This is a genomic window from Methylobacter sp., from assembly GCF_004322395.1.
Classification (GTDB): Bacteria; Pseudomonadota; Gammaproteobacteria; order Methylococcales; family Methylomonadaceae; genus Methylobacter_A.
Map to the genome: position 1 here is coordinate 1 of NZ_SCTW01000122.1, position 15,592 is coordinate 15,592.

Consider the following 15,592-nt stretch of genomic DNA (forward strand, 5'->3'; position numbering starts at 1 on the left):
AATGTATTCCGAACCGTTATCTGAATGAAAGCCTTTGATAACAAAAGGAAAGCAATTCAGACGTTGGTCAATCGCCGGTATCAAATAGTGCTCGCTGATTTTTTCAACGGTACACATCACCTCAAATTGAGTCACTTCATCCACGGCATTGATGTGATAGACGCCTTTTTGTTTATCTTGGTCGCCCTGATGAATCGTATCAATGCGTATAAAAGTTGGCTCGCGGCTTTTTTCTTTCTCCAATCAGCGCGATTTTTGAGCGTGTTTTTTCAAAGGTATAGTGTTACCGTAGATAAGGCTGTGATTTCCTGAGATTGTACAAATGCGCAACGGATATGCCCGCCAAGCGTTGGTATTGGTTTTGTTTAAGAGTGTATGAGCGCGTTCGCAAAGTTTTTTCGTGGCAGGCCCTAAGGGTGTTATGCCGTTCATCCAGGGTAGCCAGCAAGTGAATATCTTCTGCTGTATACAGGCCGCTCAAAGCCCTGATAAACGCGCTGTTGCTGCTCAATCTTGCTGGTGCCGCGGTACTTGCTTGATCAACCGAGTGATCTGTTGCCGAATAGCCGGTGGTTTTAACCAGAAAGCGTACCAAGATGCCTTTGGAGCGTTTATCCAGCGATGGGGATTTGAATTTAACCAGCGTGCGCCGTATGCTTTGGTAGCCTTGTCCGTGCTGCTGGCAATCAGGAAGGCGACGGCTTGGCTGCCGGTTAAGAACTGTTCCAGTTGTTCTAGGGTGTTGAGGTCGTTTATGTTCATGATAGGTTTCATCCTTTTATCATGAACGAGATTTAAGCGTTTGTCAGACTCATTTTCCGTTAGAAATACGTGGCTCTTTCAGACTCATTTAGTATTGGAAGAGGCTAGGGATTGACATTGCCAGTTTGCAACTATAGAATATCCTCAGCTCGAAATAGTTTTACCGTTATGCTTATCTTTACGAAGTTCTTCATGTAATTGTTCGTCCTGTTATCATTAAGTAATTCTCTAATTTCCCAGCTTCACCAGCTTTTATAAAGCTATTAATTACTAAAATAGGATTACAATTAAATGACTACAGGTACAGTTAAATGGTTTAACGCTGAAAAAGGCTTCGGTTTCATTCAACAAGAAAATGGCCCCGATGTTTTTGTTCATTTCCGTAACATTAACAGTTCAGGCTTTAAATCTCTCGATGAAGGGCAAAAAGTACAGTTTACTGTTACTCAAGGACAAAAAGGTCCGCAAGCAGAAGAAGTAACACCTATCTAATTGCGTACAAACAAACCGTAGCTCTTTTCGGAGCTACGGTTTTTTAATGTCTGTCAGTAAGTCGAACTGGCCATTGTTTTTCGTTTGTCCCCTTTTCCTCTTTTTGAAGAAAGAGCGCACAGCACGATCTTACAAAACAAAGCAGCAGTTGTAGTTCGAAATCGTGTTGAAAAGCGTGCAAAACTTTCCAGGGTCCTGGGGAAAAGAGCGTTGAAAAGTCCACCCCAGGTTATTTAATGTCCGGTTTTTTACCGGAGAATCCTGGAGTGTTAGCAATGGACGTTATTGCCGAAATCAGACGGCGCTTTCATGTCGACAAAGAGATCATCACGTCTCTGTCGAGTACCTTTAATCTGTCCCGCCCCACTTCCGTAAACATCTCAAGACGATTGAAGAGCCTGTTTATCAGCGTCAAAACCACCCCCATCCGAAGTTGGGCTCTTTTCACGAGCAGCTAGAAGCCTGGCTTGAACAAGAAACTCATTTTCCTTATATGAATGTCTCCAGGTGGAGGAATACCTGGGCTCTTATACAAGTCATACAGCGTCACGTGAAGCGATGGAAGAAACAGCGAGCCGGTAGTCCCACTGTCAAACAAGTCTTTGTGCCGTTAGCCTTTCCTGCGGGTGAGGCGTGCCCCAGTTTGATTGGAGTCAGGAAACGGTGCTGTTGGGAGGCGTGGTGTAGACTATTAAAGTGGCCCACTTCCGCTTGGCTTACAGCCGCCAGATGTTCGTGGTGGCCTATCCGCGTGAAACTCAGGAAATGGTGCTGGATGCGCATAGCAAAGCTTTCGCTGTCTTCGGTGGAGTCCCTAAGCGCATGGTGTACGACAACCTGAAGACCGTCGTTGACGCGACTTCGTCGGTAAAGAACGGCGCTTCAATCGGCGTTTTCTGGCTTTAGCCAATCACTATCTCTTCGAGCCGGTTGCGTGTACACCGGAATCAGGCTGGGAAAAAGGCCAGGTGGAAAACCAAGTCGGCAATATTCGTGAGTGGCTGCTTACCCCGATGGCCAAGTTTGAAGACTTTGCCGCCCTTAATGCCTGGTTGGCGATGCGTTGCCGTGAATTGGCAGGGCGCCTACATTCTGAACAGTCCTCACGCACCATTGCCGAGTATTTTGCTGAAGAATAACCGCTGCTCATGCCGATCAAGGCAAGTTTTGATGGCTACGTGGAAGAGATACGGCGCGTTTCACAATGTTGTCTGATACGCATTGACCGTAATCGCAACCGTGTGTCGGCCCAATGGGCGAATACGGTGGTTTCGGTATGTTTAACCGCAGAGCGTATACACATGGTCCCGAAGGGCAGATCATTGCCGAACATGACCGTCGTTTCGGTCATGACCGGCTGATTCATTATCTTTCGGTAAAGGAAGGCAATCGTTTTGAACCTTAAACCTTATATTTATTTTATTTCAAAAGATGTTAATGCCTCATCATGTTGAAGTTCGATGATTTCCACATGATCGACTCGGGCGGTTATAGGACCTTTGTGGCACCATTTGATGAATTTTTCAATCGCTATGCTTTCAGCCTCGGCGATGATTTCGACGCGGCCATCAGGGAGGTTTTTGGCGCTGCCTTTTATAGAAAAATGTTTGGCTTTGTTCTGGGTGAAAAGACGAAAGTAAACGCCTTGAACTCGACCGGAAACCAGGATTTTAACTTTACGTATCACTCTTGAATTCTCCAGCAATAATGGATTTTTGGGTTGCGGGCAAAATCTTCAGGAATCGTTGCCGCGCTGATGTCTTCTACAATTAAGTCGGACAATGCTTGCTTGTCGATTTTAAAACGTCTGAAGTTAGTGGAAAAGTATAGGATACCTCCCGGCGACAGCAAGGAAATTGCGTTATTAATGAGCTGCACATGGTCGTTTTGTATATCGAATACCTCGTCCATCCGTTTCGAATTGGAAAAAGTGGGCGGATCGAGGAAAATCAAATCATAGTGCCTGTTACCCAGCTGTGTTTCGGTGGCTAACCATTCCAGGCAGTCAGCTTGTATAAACTCATGCTCGCCCTGATCGATATTCAGCGCCATGTTCTTTTTTGCCCAGTTGATATAGGTGTTGGACATGTCGACTGTTGTCGTTGATTTGGCGCCACCGATTGCCGCATGTACCGTCGCGCTGCCGGTATAGGCGAACAGGTTTAAAAAGCGTTTATCTTTGGCTTGTTTCTGAATTAGCATTCGAATTGGCCGGTGATCGAGGAATAGTCCGGTGTCCAGATAATCTTCAAAATTCACCAGCAACTTGCAGCCGCCTTCTTCAATAATATGGAAATGTCTTTGATCACCGTATTTTTCGTACTGGTCGGTGCTTTTTTGTTTGCGACGTATTTTCAGGAAAACCTGATCGGGATTGACGCCAAGCACTCGCGGTATTTCAGCCAATACCCCAGCCAACCGTTGATCGGCTTTGTGTTGATCGATGCTTTTGGGCGGCTCGTATTCCTGTACATTGACCCAGGTTTGCTCGCCTACAGGGATGTAGGCGAGGGGCGTGAGCTGGGAGCGGTAAGCTTCTCCCCGATAAATATCGACCGCGACCGCGTATTCCGGCAGGTCGGCATCATAGACCCGGTAGCAGGTAATACGGTTTTGCTTGGCCCAATTGGATAGTTTTTTCAGGTTCTTTTTGAGCCGGTTACTGAACATTTCGGCACCAACGGTCTCATGCTCTTTGCCTGCATCCTGACGATCAGGCATATTGACGCCAACAGTCTCAGGTTGCGGTATTTTGCTGAGCTCAACTGCCTGAGCAATACGATCTTCCTGAGTTTTAGCTTTAGGGACGAAGAAATTGCGTTCCTCAATTTCCATCCGTAACAGTTTGCATTCAAGGGCGCCGTTGAACAGGGTGATCGGCTTTTGCGAGCGTATGCCCAAGCGAAAGCCGAGTTCCGGGTTGCTGATGATCATCGCGGCTTTCCAGCCGATAAAATGCGTCTTAAGTGATTCGCCGAATCTTTTGTATAGCTCGGCTGTTTCCTGCTCGTCGCCCAAGCGTTCGCCATAAGGAGGATTACAGATTAACAGGCCGGGTTTCCAGCTTTCGGCCGGTTCCGCGTCTTCAATATCGCGGCGCTCGACATGGATTTTATTTTGCAGACCGGCATTAGCGATATGCGCTAAAGCGGTGTTGACGGTATGACGATTTTGATCGAAACCCACGATAACCGGCAGTTTAGCCAAGCCGATTTTTTTGCGTTGTTCGGCTTCCGCACGTAAACCCTTCCAGCATTCGGCATCGTGTTTTTTCCAGCCGGTAAAGCCGAAATAATCGCGTAGTAAGCCCGGCGCATAATCTGCGGCAATCATTGCACCTTCTAATAACAGCGTGCCTGAGCCGCACATCGGGTCTAGTAATGAGCCCTGTTGCTTTGCGATTTGCGGCCAGCCGCTACGCAGTAACATCGCGGCCGCCAAGTTTTCTTTCATAGGGGCTTTGATGCTGACATCCCGATAACCGCGACGATGCAGGCTTTCGCCGGAAAGGTCCAGACTGAGCTGGGCAGTTTCGCCGTTCAAATAAACGTTGATGCGGATATTGGGCTGCTCGGTATTGATGCTGGGCCGAATTTGAAATCTTGCCCGCATCTGATCGACTATCGCGTCCTTGACTTTTAATGCGCCAAAGTGGGTATTGCTAATCGCCGCTGAGTTTTTCGCACTGAACGAGACGGCAAAGCTGTCTTCAGAATTAATGTGCTCAAACCAGTCGATTTTTTGTACACCCTTATAAAGGTCTTCCTGGGTTTTTACTTCAAAAGAGCTCAACACCAGTAAAATCCGATTCGCTGTTCTTGACCACAGGCAGGCTCGGTAAGCGGTTTCCAAGTTCCCCTGAAAAGCGACGCCGGCCATGGTGGCTTTGATGTTGTTTACGCCGAGGGCTTGGAGTTCATCGGTAAGGATGGTTTCCATCGCCTTAGGCGTTGTAGCGAATAGTTGGTAGATAGGCATAAGAGCTTAGGCAAAAGGTGCAAGATGCAAGGTACAAGATGGAAAAAACGAAAGGCGCAAGGCTTGTCGGCCTGGCGCCTTTAACCTTGTGCCTTTTACCTGTTTTACTGAATCTTGATTAGCTCAACATCAAAGATTAATGCGGCATTCGGGCCGATTGCACGGCCTGCGCCTTGTTCGCCATAAGCGAGTTCCGACGGAATGAAAAAGCGGTATTTGGCGCCTTCTTTCATTAATTGTACGCCTTCAGTCCATCCGGCGATGACCCTGTTTAACGGGAATGTGGCTGGTTCGCCCCGGCTGTAAGAGCTGTCGAACTCTTTACCATCGATAGTTGTGCCTTTGTAATGCACGGTAACGTTATCAGTGGCCGAAGGTGAGGTAGCGCCGGTTCCGGGTGTTAATACTTCGTATTGCAAACCGCTGGCGGTAGTTACGATATTGGGCTTTTTAGCGTTTTCTGCAAGAAAGGCTACGCCCGCGGCTTTATTTTCCTCGGGAGTGGTGGCATTGGCCATTGAGAACATGGTAAATCCTATAATAAGAACGGCGACGATTGAAAGAGCTTGAGTTTGAATTTTTCTCACGACTTATCCTATATTGTTAATGTGAAACCTATAGTTTATCAAAAAAACCAGCCTTTGTTTTCTAAATCGCCTTTACATTCCTGCAATTGGCTTTGAAACAGTTTGGCGCGTCTGGCCACTTTGTCGGCAATTTGGACTAATCCCGCTTTTTGCAAATAACTTTTGCGCTGATAGCCGCCGTGTCCTTCATGATAGGCGAGGTATAAATTTCTGGTATCGAACTTAGATATGCCTAACCGGGTGTGGCTGACGTCGCAGTACCAGCCGATAAAATCCGTGGCATCGGCAAACTCATCGCGATCCGCACCCCAACTGCCTGCCTTATCCTGATAGCTGTCCCACGTTTCATCCTTGGCTTGGGCGTAGCCGTAGGCGCTACTGTCCCGAGGCAAGGGAATAAATCCCAGCAGCCAAGGGCGCGGCGGTTGTGCATCGGCTACAAAGTGCGACTCCTGATGCATGATCGCCATTTGAATGGGGATGGGTATACCCCATTTCTCGAATGAGTCTTTAGCGTCATCATACCAGTCTTCTTTTTCCCTGAAAGTAGAACATATATTGTCACTATTTTTAGGCGGCATTGCTGTGCAAGCCGCCAGAGTGAATAAAAATAGCAGGGTTAATGGTTTTTTCATGATGCAGTGAATTATGTCGGATTCAGCTATTTATGGGCGATAAAAATAATTACAATACAAAGAAAAAAATATAACACAAACACTATAATTGCGAGGGATAGCTTTATACGGTATTTGAATAGCAAGCTAAATGGATAATCAGAGAGGAAAGTAGATGAATTTAGATGTGAAACGGCCTTATCGAAAAAACTTAATGTCGCGCGGTTTGATTTATATGGGCGGGGAAGAACAGAAAATCACCATTAAAGATGTTTCATTAACCGGTGCGCTCGCAGAATTAAAGTCCGATCAGTTTGGTAAAAAAGATGCCAAAGATATTTTTAACATGCTGTCAGTATCGACCATGGTAGATTTGTATCTTCCTGAAATGCGCTTGGCTGGTGAAGCTGAGGTAGTCAGGGTTGATATGTTCGATGATCATATGTCGCTCGCACTGGAATTTAAAAACGTTGTCTATGATATCGATAATCAACTGTACAAGAGAAAAGTGTATAGAAAAAACATAACGGCTCCGGGCGAAATCTTGCTCAATGGTAAATATCACGAGTTTAATGCGGTTAATGTTTCAGTGGAAGGATTAATGGTTAAACTTGCTGAATCTATAGCCGTCAAAGCAGGAGAGATAACCGTATTTAAATTTGAGCGGTTAGAGTTGGAAGGTGAGATAAAAGTGATATGGGTTGAGCGTATTGCCGATGGTGGAACATTGCTCGGGTTGGAATATGTGCATATGGAAAAAACAGCTATTAAGGGTATTCCACGTTTTGCCCGATAATCTCTTGCTATCAGGGAAGTCTTCATGCCGAATGGAGCATTTAATTCAGTCAAATATCATATGCTTATCCGATTAATCGACAAAGCACTAATCCTCTCGTTTTCCTGTATAACAACCAGAGCTTTGATTTCTTCGGGTGACTTATTCATGCGGCTGCCAAGGAACTAAACGATCAAATTTTTAAAACGTATTTAGAAGGGAAAGGTATATGAAAAAATCGCACAATCGTAAACTGGGGGTATTCCTGGCTGCTGTTTGTTTATCCACAACAGTTTTGGCGGAAACCAAATCTCCAGAAGGCTCGGCAAAACCGATTCATGGTGCATATATAGACTGGCGTTTGTTAGCTGTTTCGCATAGGGAAGATAAAAAAACATTGCGGGCTATTTTAGGTAACGATACCGCTATCGCGGCAGCACGAGCAGATCAAACCAAGCCTTGGCCGGATGGTTCGATTTTAGCTAAGGTAGTATGGAAGGAAAGCACGCATCCTAATTGGCCGCAAGCTATTGTTCCCGGTGAATTTGCTTCTGCCGAGGCAATGGTTAAAGACAGTACAAAGTACGCCAATACCGGCGGCTGGGGATTCGGTCGATGGGAAGCCGGAAAGCTGGTCATGCATGAAGAGGCTAAAGCTAAAGAATGTTTCGCTTGTCATACACCGATGAAACATAATGACTACGTTTATACTTTTAGCGCGTTAAAATAAATATTCCGTTATCGAATGAACTCTAATAGATCGGCGATTGTGTCGATCTATTAGAGTGCCGTTATCTTCACGTTTTTATCAAATCCCCGTAAAGCAAGTCAGCCTTCCGCCATAATTTGTAAAAGCAGCTTCGAACCATTTCTAATCGTTAACAAACTGCATAACTTCTTGCCACCATGGAAGATCTTGATATAGCGGCAGCGTGTTATGGCCCGCATCTTTGAATGCCCAGAGCTTCTTTTTATGGGGCAATGATTCGAACAGCTTTAAACTGTATTTATTGGGAATGATTTCATCTTGTTCCGCCAGCAAAACCGCCGTGTTTCCAGAGTAGTTTTGCAGGTTCTTAATATTGTCGAATTTATCCCGGATTAGCCATTTGGCAAGAAAAAACCAGTAATGGTGTTGGGCTACGTCGGCCAAGCTGCTAAATGGCGTGACCAGAACAATACCCTTAACCGGAATTTGCCCGCTTTGCACAATGCCGCCGACCACACCGCTGCCCAGTGATTCGCCCCACAGGAAAATAGGGCCTCCAAAATCGTTCAATGCCTGTGTTGCGGTTTGAATGCCATTCGAAATCAATGTTTGTTCCGATGGTGCGCCTTTTCTTGCGCCATAGCCTGGATATTCGGCTAGGATGACCCGGTAACCCAGTTTTTCCAATGGAGCCAAATAATAAGTCCGATTGGTTGCAGAACCTGCATTGCCGTGGAAAACGATGACCGTGCCCTTGGAGACAGTTTGGGGTGTTTTTGAGATCAGCCCTAGATAATTATCCGTTGACGGCCAGAGTTTCAGGCCCGCTTGATCGGCCAACAGTTGCTGATGGTCAAGTGAATACGTATTGGGGAAATAGATCATTTTTCGTTGGAATAGAAAAACGATCAGCAGGAGCAGGAAGTAGGTTAGCAGGATTGAAAGCATGGGCTTAAATGTTGGCATTTTTTGTTTGTCCGGCCTACAGAACTACCAAGGCTTACCTTCCATTCCGGCTAAATCCCGACTGCCATGAATGACGGCGATAATAGTGATCTGCTCTGGCTGGATCAGATAGATAATGCGGTAGCCTTGAAAAATCAATTCCCGAATATCGGTTCTTTCTTCGGCTTCCTGTACTCGCCGGCCTATCTCGGGAAAAGATTCCAGTTTTGTTGCGGCATCAAAAATACGCTCAATAAATTGGCGGGCATAAAAGCTGGAGTCTTTGGCGATATAAGCTTGAATCGCTTCTAAATCCTCTAATGCCGGTTCTGTCCAGTTAACCTTCATTGCCCAAGAGACGTTTTTTAGCCTCCTCACTGGATATTACGCGGCCTTCATCAACAGCGCTCAGTCCTTTCTCAATTTTCTGTCTGACATACAGCTCATACATGATGTCATCCCATGTTGCCTGGTCAGAAACACGATCAATAATCTGCTTTGCGGCTTGTTTAGCGGTTTGCATGGTTTTCTCCTTTAAGGATATTGTCTTGTAGTTACGATACCAGAGTAATGCGACGAGTTTAAACGGAGGCGGATTAAGTTGGGAACCGCAACTTGTTAAACGTTGTCTACCCTGTTTTTCAGTAGCCCAAAGCTTCTTTTACCGTGAAGCGCCGCAAGGATTATTATCTTTTCTTCCTTAACAAAGTAGACGATTTTGTATGGAAATCTTTTGATAATATGTTTTCTTGTTCCTTTGTATTCAATCGGGTGGATTTCAGGATTTCTCTTGATAAAGTTGAGTCCCGCGTCAACTTGCAAGAGAAAGTCATATCCCAAGCCTATCCTGGCGTCCTCATACCAAGAAAATATCTCCTTTAAATCATTTTCAGCCTCGGGGCTTACAATGACCGAATATTTCACTGCTTGCTCGCGATTCTTTTATAGACGTCTTCCCACGGCGAGCCGGATTCAGGATTCTGGTGATACTTTTCCAGCCGTGCATCAATTATGCTTTTTTCCTCGTCGGACAATTCGATAGAAGAGGCTTTTGCAGTTATCGTATCCCAGATGTCTTCTACCAATTGAATCCTTTCAGGTATTGATAATTCAAGCGTATCAGTTGCGGTTATTTTGCTCATATTCTGGCTCCCATTTTCGCCATATAAAAGTTTCTATATTGTCACGTTTGTATGTAAGCGTAGGGCGGTTTCGCGTGAGCAAACCGCCAATCACCAAAAGTAGGCGCTTTAGGCGACGTACAATGTCGATAATAGTTTGCCGCAGTTGTGGTGGATTGCCTAGCGGCGAATCCATCCTACAGAATAATCCAATTTACAGCGTTACAGGTTATCCGCCTTAAAGCGCTGACTGAGTATTGTCGACCCATATGCGACATTCAAATAGGGTGGCCAACTTTTTAATTTCGCATGGGCATAAAAAGCGCGCCCATCCTACCGAACTGAGGGACATATTATTGAAAATCTTGAGCAAAGAATACCATGGGTAGAGTTGTACTTGCCCGGGCTTTCGATCTTCTTGACCTCCTCCCATGGATTGAAGGTAATTGAGCCATTGCTTGTTCGAACCAAAATACCTTTGTCTAATTGGCGTAGCAGGACAACTGATTCAACAGCATCTGAACTATTTGTTAATTGCGTGGTAGGTGCAGACTTATCGAATAGACGTGCTGCTTCAGTGTTACCAGTAAGATAAAACAAGATTGCAATTGCTGGAAGCAGAGTTGCTAAAAAACGTACTACAAATGGACGACGGACAATTAATCTTGGGTGATCTTGGGCCCAAATGCTGAATACAATCCAAGCTATACTGAACATATATGGATTTAAAGTAAATAAAGGTTCGCCGATTAGAAAATATAAGATAATTTGAAGAATTGAAATATAGCCGATAAATCGCAAAGGTTTATTCCGCATCGTTTTTGTGCGCGCAGGATTCGAAGTGGATTGAAGTATTTCTTGTTCAGTCATTCCCTGTTCAAGTCTCTGGCACAGCATCTCAAAAAATAAGCCACAACCTAGAATCGTAATAACCATAGGGAACCATAGAAGTCCGCTACGAACATGATCGGATAGTACCGAAGGCACATCCAAAAAGGATAGTCCGAGTCTATGGTAAAACCCCAAGTCATAGATTATTGAAGCAGTAAAACTGACACTACCGGCCACTGCTAGGATTTTACCAACGGATTCAGCAAGATTATCTACGGAAAACGATTCGGGCATGAGGATCCTGAGGTTGAAATATTAAAATAATTAGAAACCTAGCGTCGAAGACGTCAAACGATCAGCAGAGATTTATCTGTGTCTAGATGCTGGTTTATACGTTGTATAAATTCGGCATACGCTCTAAATTCCATGCTATCCACAACGTAATGCAAATACAAACCCATCGCCTGCATCTGGCCCAGACTGTGTCAAAACGTGGCATTTGGTATAATAACCGCCAATGCATTGATGGAGAGTCAGCGGATGAAACGTTTCATTAAAGGCGAATGCCGTACCCAAACCACGTTGCTACCAGAAAGCATTGACGACTTTATCAGCGATACAAACCCTGTGCGAATTGTTGATGTTTTTGTCGATGAACTAGAGTTAGCCAAGCTGGGTTTTGACGGTATGGAACCTGCAACCACAGGAAGACCTGCTTATCATCCCGCCATTCTTCTGAAAATTTACATCTACGGTTACCTGAACCGTATCCAATCCAGCCGCAGACTTGAAAAAGAAGCGCAACGCAATGTCGAACTCATGTGGCTCACTGAGCGTCTGACCCCCGACTTTAAAACCATTGCCCGCTTCCGCAAAGACAACGGCAAGGCGATACGAAGTGTTTGCCGTCAGTTTGTCGTGTTATGCCAGAAGCTGGGTTTATTTGCAGAGTCTTTAGTCGCTATTGACGGCAGCAAATTTAAAGCGGTTAATAACCGAGATCGGAATTTCACCAGCGCCAAGTTGCAACGACGGATGGAAGAAATTGAATCGAGCATTAACCGGTATTTAACCGCGCTCGATACCGCTGATCGGCAAGAACCCGCTGTAGCGAAAGCCAAATCTGAGCGCCTACAAGATAAGATTGCTACTCTAAAGGAACAGATGAAAGCTCTTAAGGAAATTGAAGTCCAACTTAACAAGACACCCGATAAACAAATCTCTCTGACCGATCCCGATGCCCGTTCCATGAAAACAAGAGGATTGGGTATTGTTGGCTACAATGTACAAACGGCAGTCGATACGAAGCATCACTTGATTGTTGCCCATGAAGTGACAAATAAAGGTAGTGATCGAGACCAGCTATCTTCAATGGCTAAACAGGCAAGGTACAGAAGATCTATCAGTTATTGCCGATCGCGGCTATTTCAAGAGCGAAGAAATTCTCGCCTGCCATGAAGCGGGAATTACTGCTTTGGTACCTAAATGTAAAACATCAGGTGCCAAGGCTGCGGGACGGTTCGACAAGGCCGATTTTATTTACGATGCCAATACCAACGAATATATATGCCCTGCGGGACAACGTCTGATTTGGCGATTTGCCAGAGTTGAACACGGATTAAAATTGAGCCGCTACTATAGCTCTAACTGTCAACTATGCCAGATTAAAGCAAAATGCACTCCAAGTCCCTATCGACGTGTTAGCCGATGGGAACATGAAGACGTTCTTGATGCCATGCAATCTCGTTTGGATAACGCTCCAGATAGCATGAGAATACGACGCCAGACGGTTGAGCACTCTTTCGGCACTCTCAAAGCCTGGATGGGAGCAACCCATTTTCTGACCAGGCAACTGAGAAATGTTAGCACGGAAATGAGTTTACATGTTCTGGCCTATAACATGAAACGAGTCATAAATATAATGGGTACCGATGCCATGATGGAAGCAATAAGGGCATAAAAGCCCATACTTACCTCGCACAAAGTGATATTACCGACAAAAAGGGGGGTAGATGATAATCAATTTCTGAATTCACCCAATTTGAGTAGACCGATCAGAAATTATCACGAACACGCTTCAATAAAAGCGGGATGCGGACAAATGGCGGAATTTTTTCTGTGTTTTGACACAGTCTGGGCCGTTTGCTGCCTATTATGGATAAGTCTGTGCGGTGTTAAACACCTGCATATTTCTGTTTATCCCGACCCAGCCAATAATCACTCGCCAACTGCTGAGCCTGCTCCTGTGTTTTAGCCTTACCCAACAACTTAAGCGTAATCGCCGCCGTACCAATGATCGACGCTTCGGCAAACTCATCTTCCACTTTTCCTTGCCAGATTAACGCCAGCTGTTCCGGCTCAAGCAGCTCGGGTTTGACATGGCGGTGTTTAAACAAAGCCGGCCAGTTCTCGTCGGATAATTCGCCGTTATGCGCGCTTTGTACCAGGCATTCCATATCGGGATTGCGTTCGGTTTCGCCGCCTTCGCCTTTTAATACCGACATATGCGGCTGGTTCAATAACGCGGCGGCCTGTTGGTGCACTGGACGGTAACCGGGATGGAAGATACCCTGAATGCTGTATTCGGCATTAAACGGGTTTAACAAACGCACCAAGGTATGAACCGGCGAGCGCAAACCCAGTATTGGGCGCAGTTCGATAATTTCATGCAGTTTGGGGCAAAACTTCTCCAGCGATAAATAACTGAAATGCTGTTGCTCAAGTTGTTGTTTGGCGTCTTCAATAGAAGTAGCGCATTTTAGACCTAAATATCCGAGCATGTTTTCGGTATACAGCCTGCCTGCGGTATGACCACTGGCGCCATGCATAAAAACGGTAATGCCGTTTTCGGCCAGCAGCAAAGCCGACAGCAAAAACCAGGGCAAGTGGCGGCGCTTTCCGGCATAAGACGACCAGTCCAGGTCGACTTTTACGGCATTGTCGGCAATATTAAACGACTCCCGTGCTGCCTGCGCGAACCCGGCCAATTCTTCCGGGGTTTCTTCCTTGACGCGCATCAACATCAGGAATGCACCCAACTGAATCGGCTGCACTTGGTCGGTCATAATCATGCTCATCGCACGATAGGCTTCATCCTGGGTTAGCGGTCTTGAGCCTTTTTTGCCTTTGCCCAAGATGCGGATGAATTCAGCGAACGGATGTTCCGGGTATGGCGTTTGTTCGTGATGAGTGAATGTCATAAGGTAAATTTAAAATAATGGTCGATTAACAGTGCAGTAAACAGGACGGTCAAATACATCAGCGAATAAAAGAAAGTTCGCATTGCGGTTTTGTCGTCTTTCCGGCGCATCATCAAAATAGCGAAGTAGATAAAGCCAAGACCCAACGGCACCACCGCAGACAGATAAATCAGGCCGCTCATGCCGGTCAGGTAGGGCAGCAGGGTGACGATGAACAGCAGCAGCGAATACAGAAAAATATGCAGCCGGGTATATTCTACGCCGTGCGTGACCGGCAACATCGGTATGCCGACTTTGGCGAATTCTTTACGCTTGGCGATAGATAGCGGCCAGAAATGTGGCGGCGTCCAGGCAAAAATAATCAAGAATAACAACAGAGAGTAAGGATGCAGCTCGCCGGTCATCGCGCACCAGCCCAGCATCGGCGGAGTAGCTCCGAAAGCGCCGGCAATAACGATATTTTGCGGGGTCATTCTTTTAAGGTAGACCGTATAGATAATCGCGTAACCCAGTGCCGACAAGAAAGTCAGCAATGCGGTCAAGGAGTTGACCATGATAATCAGTAATGCCATCGAGATAACGCCCAGCAGCAATGCAAAAAGGATGACATTGGTAGAGCTTAATTCGCCTTTGGGTAAGGGGCGGTTTTTGTTGCGCTCCATCAACGCATCGGCTTCACGATCAATATAATGATTAATTGCGGCGGCAGAGGCAGCAGCTAGGGCAATGCCCAAGCTGCTGTAGATAAACAGGCCGATAGGCGGCACTCCTGGAACGGCTAATAACATTCCCGCAATAGCCGTAAAAACGATCAAGGCAACCACTTTGGGTTTGCATAACTCAAGATAACTTTTCCAGAAAGGTCGGGGCGATTCGTTAGTCATTATTTAATGGATTCCAACTTTTAGTTTAAGGTGCGGCTTTCATGGAAGCCTCAGAAGTAGTGCTGTAGACGCTCCATATTGCGCTGCCGGGGAGGGCATAGGAACGATGGTCAGTTGCTGTATAGAATACAGTGAACTACTGATTATTGAAATAGTTCGGCCTGCTAAGGTTCGCATAAAGAAGGTGTTATGATCAATCGATTATAGTGGACCTAAAAATTCAGGGCGTGTTCTATCTAAAAGCCTGATCGCCTTTCAGTTTAAGATAGAGTAGAGATGGCAAAGATTGAGGGTTAAAGAGAGATATTCAAAAGAAGAAGTGGGCCAGCACCAACCCGCTGTAATGAAGCTCTAAACTCGATCAGATATAGTCTGAACAACGGGAAGCGCATTATATATTTGGAAAAGGCTGAGATTTGACAACAACCATCAAGATGGTACGATATTATTAAGAAGGGAACTACCTTGTGGTTGTTACTTAGCAAGACTGCTGATTTAATGTTTTTAGGAAATAAACATGTCTTTTTTAACTTCTTTTTTAAAAGATAAGAAAACTGCATCATCGGCTTGCAGTCTTGTTGCTGAAGATATTTCAATGGATATCTTAAAAGATCTCTTTCCTATCAGAAATTATGATGATGAAAAACTTATAGCTTTTGCATCCGACCTTAGATCCGAAGTATTTCCTGAAAAG

20 protein-coding genes and 1 pseudogene are annotated in these 15,592 nt (G+C 45.5%); 7 read left to right on the forward strand and 14 right to left on the reverse strand.

What is annotated here, in order from left to right; all coding sequences use genetic code 11:
• Window positions 1-243 (reverse strand): hypothetical protein (locus tag EPO18_RS16600; protein WP_292435227.1); only part of this gene is annotated, 243 nt, incomplete at its 3' end.
• Between the two features lie 264 nt (window positions 244-507).
• Window positions 508-762, reverse strand: coding sequence for a hypothetical protein (locus EPO18_RS16605; RefSeq protein ID WP_292435228.1), 255 nt, complete (start codon window positions 760-762; stop codon window positions 508-510).
• Between the two features lie 291 nt (window positions 763-1,053).
• On the opposite strand from EPO18_RS16605, the gene EPO18_RS16610 reads away from it, so the two are divergent.
• The 4 genes from EPO18_RS16610 to EPO18_RS16625 all read left to right on the forward strand — a co-directional run bounded on the left by EPO18_RS16610 (window position 1,054) and on the right by EPO18_RS16625 (window position 2,659).
• Window positions 1,054-1,254 carry a cold-shock protein gene (locus EPO18_RS16610; RefSeq protein WP_292435231.1) on the forward strand — a complete coding sequence of 67 codons (201 nt, stop codon included), beginning with the start codon at window positions 1,054-1,056 and terminating at the stop codon, window positions 1,252-1,254.
• Window positions 1,255-1,992: 738 nt separating this feature from the next.
• The gene (locus EPO18_RS16615) at window positions 1,993-2,160 is read left to right on the forward strand and encodes a hypothetical protein (protein ID WP_292435233.1); all 168 of its coding nucleotides are present in this window, start codon (window positions 1,993-1,995) and stop codon (window positions 2,158-2,160) included.
• Window positions 2,161-2,222: 62 nt separating this feature from the next.
• Window positions 2,223-2,393 carry a hypothetical protein gene (locus tag EPO18_RS16620; RefSeq protein ID WP_292435235.1) on the forward strand — a complete coding sequence of 57 codons (171 nt, stop codon included), beginning with the start codon at window positions 2,223-2,225 and terminating at the stop codon, window positions 2,391-2,393.
• Window positions 2,394-2,530: 137 nt separating this feature from the next.
• Window positions 2,531-2,659 carry a hypothetical protein gene (locus tag EPO18_RS16625; RefSeq protein ID WP_292435236.1) on the forward strand — a complete coding sequence of 43 codons (129 nt, stop codon included), beginning with the start codon at window positions 2,531-2,533 and terminating at the stop codon, window positions 2,657-2,659.
• 9 nt (window positions 2,660-2,668) lie between these two features.
• Here EPO18_RS16625 and EPO18_RS16630 read toward each other — a convergent pair whose 3' ends face one another.
• The 4 genes from EPO18_RS16630 to EPO18_RS16645 all read right to left on the reverse strand — a co-directional run bounded on the left by EPO18_RS16630 (window position 2,669) and on the right by EPO18_RS16645 (window position 6,454).
• The gene (locus EPO18_RS16630) at window positions 2,669-2,938 is read right to left on the reverse strand and encodes an acylphosphatase (protein WP_292435265.1); all 270 of its coding nucleotides are present in this window, start codon (window positions 2,936-2,938) and stop codon (window positions 2,669-2,671) included.
• Window positions 2,938-5,232: a bifunctional 23S rRNA (guanine(2069)-N(7))-methyltransferase RlmK/23S rRNA (guanine(2445)-N(2))-methyltransferase RlmL gene (gene rlmKL / locus EPO18_RS16635; protein ID WP_292435238.1), complete on the reverse strand. Its 2,295-nt coding sequence runs from the start codon at window positions 5,230-5,232 to the stop codon at window positions 2,938-2,940. Before rlmKL ends, EPO18_RS16630 begins: the two co-directional genes overlap by 1 nt.
• 104 nt (window positions 5,233-5,336) lie before the next feature.
• Window positions 5,337-5,819: an FKBP-type peptidyl-prolyl cis-trans isomerase gene (locus EPO18_RS16640; protein ID WP_292435240.1), complete on the reverse strand. Its 483-nt coding sequence runs from the start codon at window positions 5,817-5,819 to the stop codon at window positions 5,337-5,339.
• Between the two features lie 38 nt (window positions 5,820-5,857).
• Window positions 5,858-6,454: a transglycosylase SLT domain-containing protein gene (locus EPO18_RS16645; RefSeq protein ID WP_292435242.1), complete on the reverse strand. Its 597-nt coding sequence runs from the start codon at window positions 6,452-6,454 to the stop codon at window positions 5,858-5,860.
• 154 nt (window positions 6,455-6,608) lie between these two features.
• On the opposite strand from EPO18_RS16645, the gene EPO18_RS16650 reads away from it, so the two are divergent.
• Window positions 6,609-7,229, forward strand: a complete 621-nt coding sequence (locus EPO18_RS16650; protein WP_292435244.1) for a PilZ domain-containing protein — start codon at window positions 6,609-6,611, stop codon at window positions 7,227-7,229.
• Between the two features lie 208 nt (window positions 7,230-7,437).
• Entirely contained in the window at window positions 7,438-7,938 is a 501-nt protein-coding gene (locus tag EPO18_RS16655; RefSeq protein WP_292435246.1) for a cytochrome P460 family protein, read from the forward strand.
• A gap of 141 nt (window positions 7,939-8,079) precedes the next feature.
• Here EPO18_RS16655 and EPO18_RS16660 read toward each other — a convergent pair whose 3' ends face one another.
• The 6 genes from EPO18_RS16660 to EPO18_RS16685 form a co-directional block, all read right to left on the reverse strand.
• On the reverse strand, window positions 8,080-8,883 hold the full coding sequence (locus EPO18_RS16660; protein ID WP_292435248.1) for an alpha/beta hydrolase: 804 nt from the start codon (window positions 8,881-8,883) through the stop codon (window positions 8,080-8,082).
• Between the two features lie 24 nt (window positions 8,884-8,907).
• Window positions 8,908-9,210: a type II toxin-antitoxin system RelE/ParE family toxin gene (locus tag EPO18_RS16665; RefSeq protein ID WP_292435250.1), complete on the reverse strand. Its 303-nt coding sequence runs from the start codon at window positions 9,208-9,210 to the stop codon at window positions 8,908-8,910.
• Window positions 9,200-9,385: a hypothetical protein gene (locus EPO18_RS16670; RefSeq protein ID WP_292435251.1), complete on the reverse strand. Its 186-nt coding sequence runs from the start codon at window positions 9,383-9,385 to the stop codon at window positions 9,200-9,202. The genes EPO18_RS16665 and EPO18_RS16670 overlap by 11 nt, the downstream gene beginning before the upstream one ends.
• Window positions 9,386-9,480: 95 nt before the next feature.
• Window positions 9,481-9,786, reverse strand: coding sequence for a type II toxin-antitoxin system RelE/ParE family toxin (locus tag EPO18_RS16675; protein WP_292435254.1), 306 nt, complete (start codon window positions 9,784-9,786; stop codon window positions 9,481-9,483).
• The gene (locus EPO18_RS16680) at window positions 9,783-10,004 is read right to left on the reverse strand and encodes an addiction module protein (protein ID WP_292435256.1); all 222 of its coding nucleotides are present in this window, start codon (window positions 10,002-10,004) and stop codon (window positions 9,783-9,785) included. The genes EPO18_RS16675 and EPO18_RS16680 overlap by 4 nt, the downstream gene beginning before the upstream one ends.
• 312 nt (window positions 10,005-10,316) lie before the next feature.
• The gene (locus tag EPO18_RS16685; RefSeq protein WP_292435258.1) at window positions 10,317-11,108 is read right to left on the reverse strand and encodes a hypothetical protein; all 792 of its coding nucleotides are present in this window, start codon (window positions 11,106-11,108) and stop codon (window positions 10,317-10,319) included.
• A 246-nt stretch (window positions 11,109-11,354) separates the two neighbouring features.
• Here EPO18_RS16685 and EPO18_RS16690 point away from each other — a divergent pair.
• Window positions 11,355-12,774: pseudogene (locus tag EPO18_RS16690) on the forward strand (IS1182 family transposase).
• 214 nt (window positions 12,775-12,988) lie between these two features.
• On the opposite strand, the gene EPO18_RS16695 reads toward EPO18_RS16690, so the two are convergent.
• The gene (locus EPO18_RS16695; protein ID WP_292435260.1) at window positions 12,989-14,014 is read right to left on the reverse strand and encodes a glycosyl transferase family protein; all 1,026 of its coding nucleotides are present in this window, start codon (window positions 14,012-14,014) and stop codon (window positions 12,989-12,991) included.
• A complete protein-coding gene (gene cyoE / locus EPO18_RS16700; RefSeq protein ID WP_472850907.1) occupies window positions 14,011-14,901 on the reverse strand; it encodes a heme o synthase in 891 nt (296 codons plus the stop codon). Before cyoE ends, EPO18_RS16695 begins: the two co-directional genes overlap by 4 nt.
• Between the last annotated feature and the right edge of the window lie 691 nt (window positions 14,902-15,592).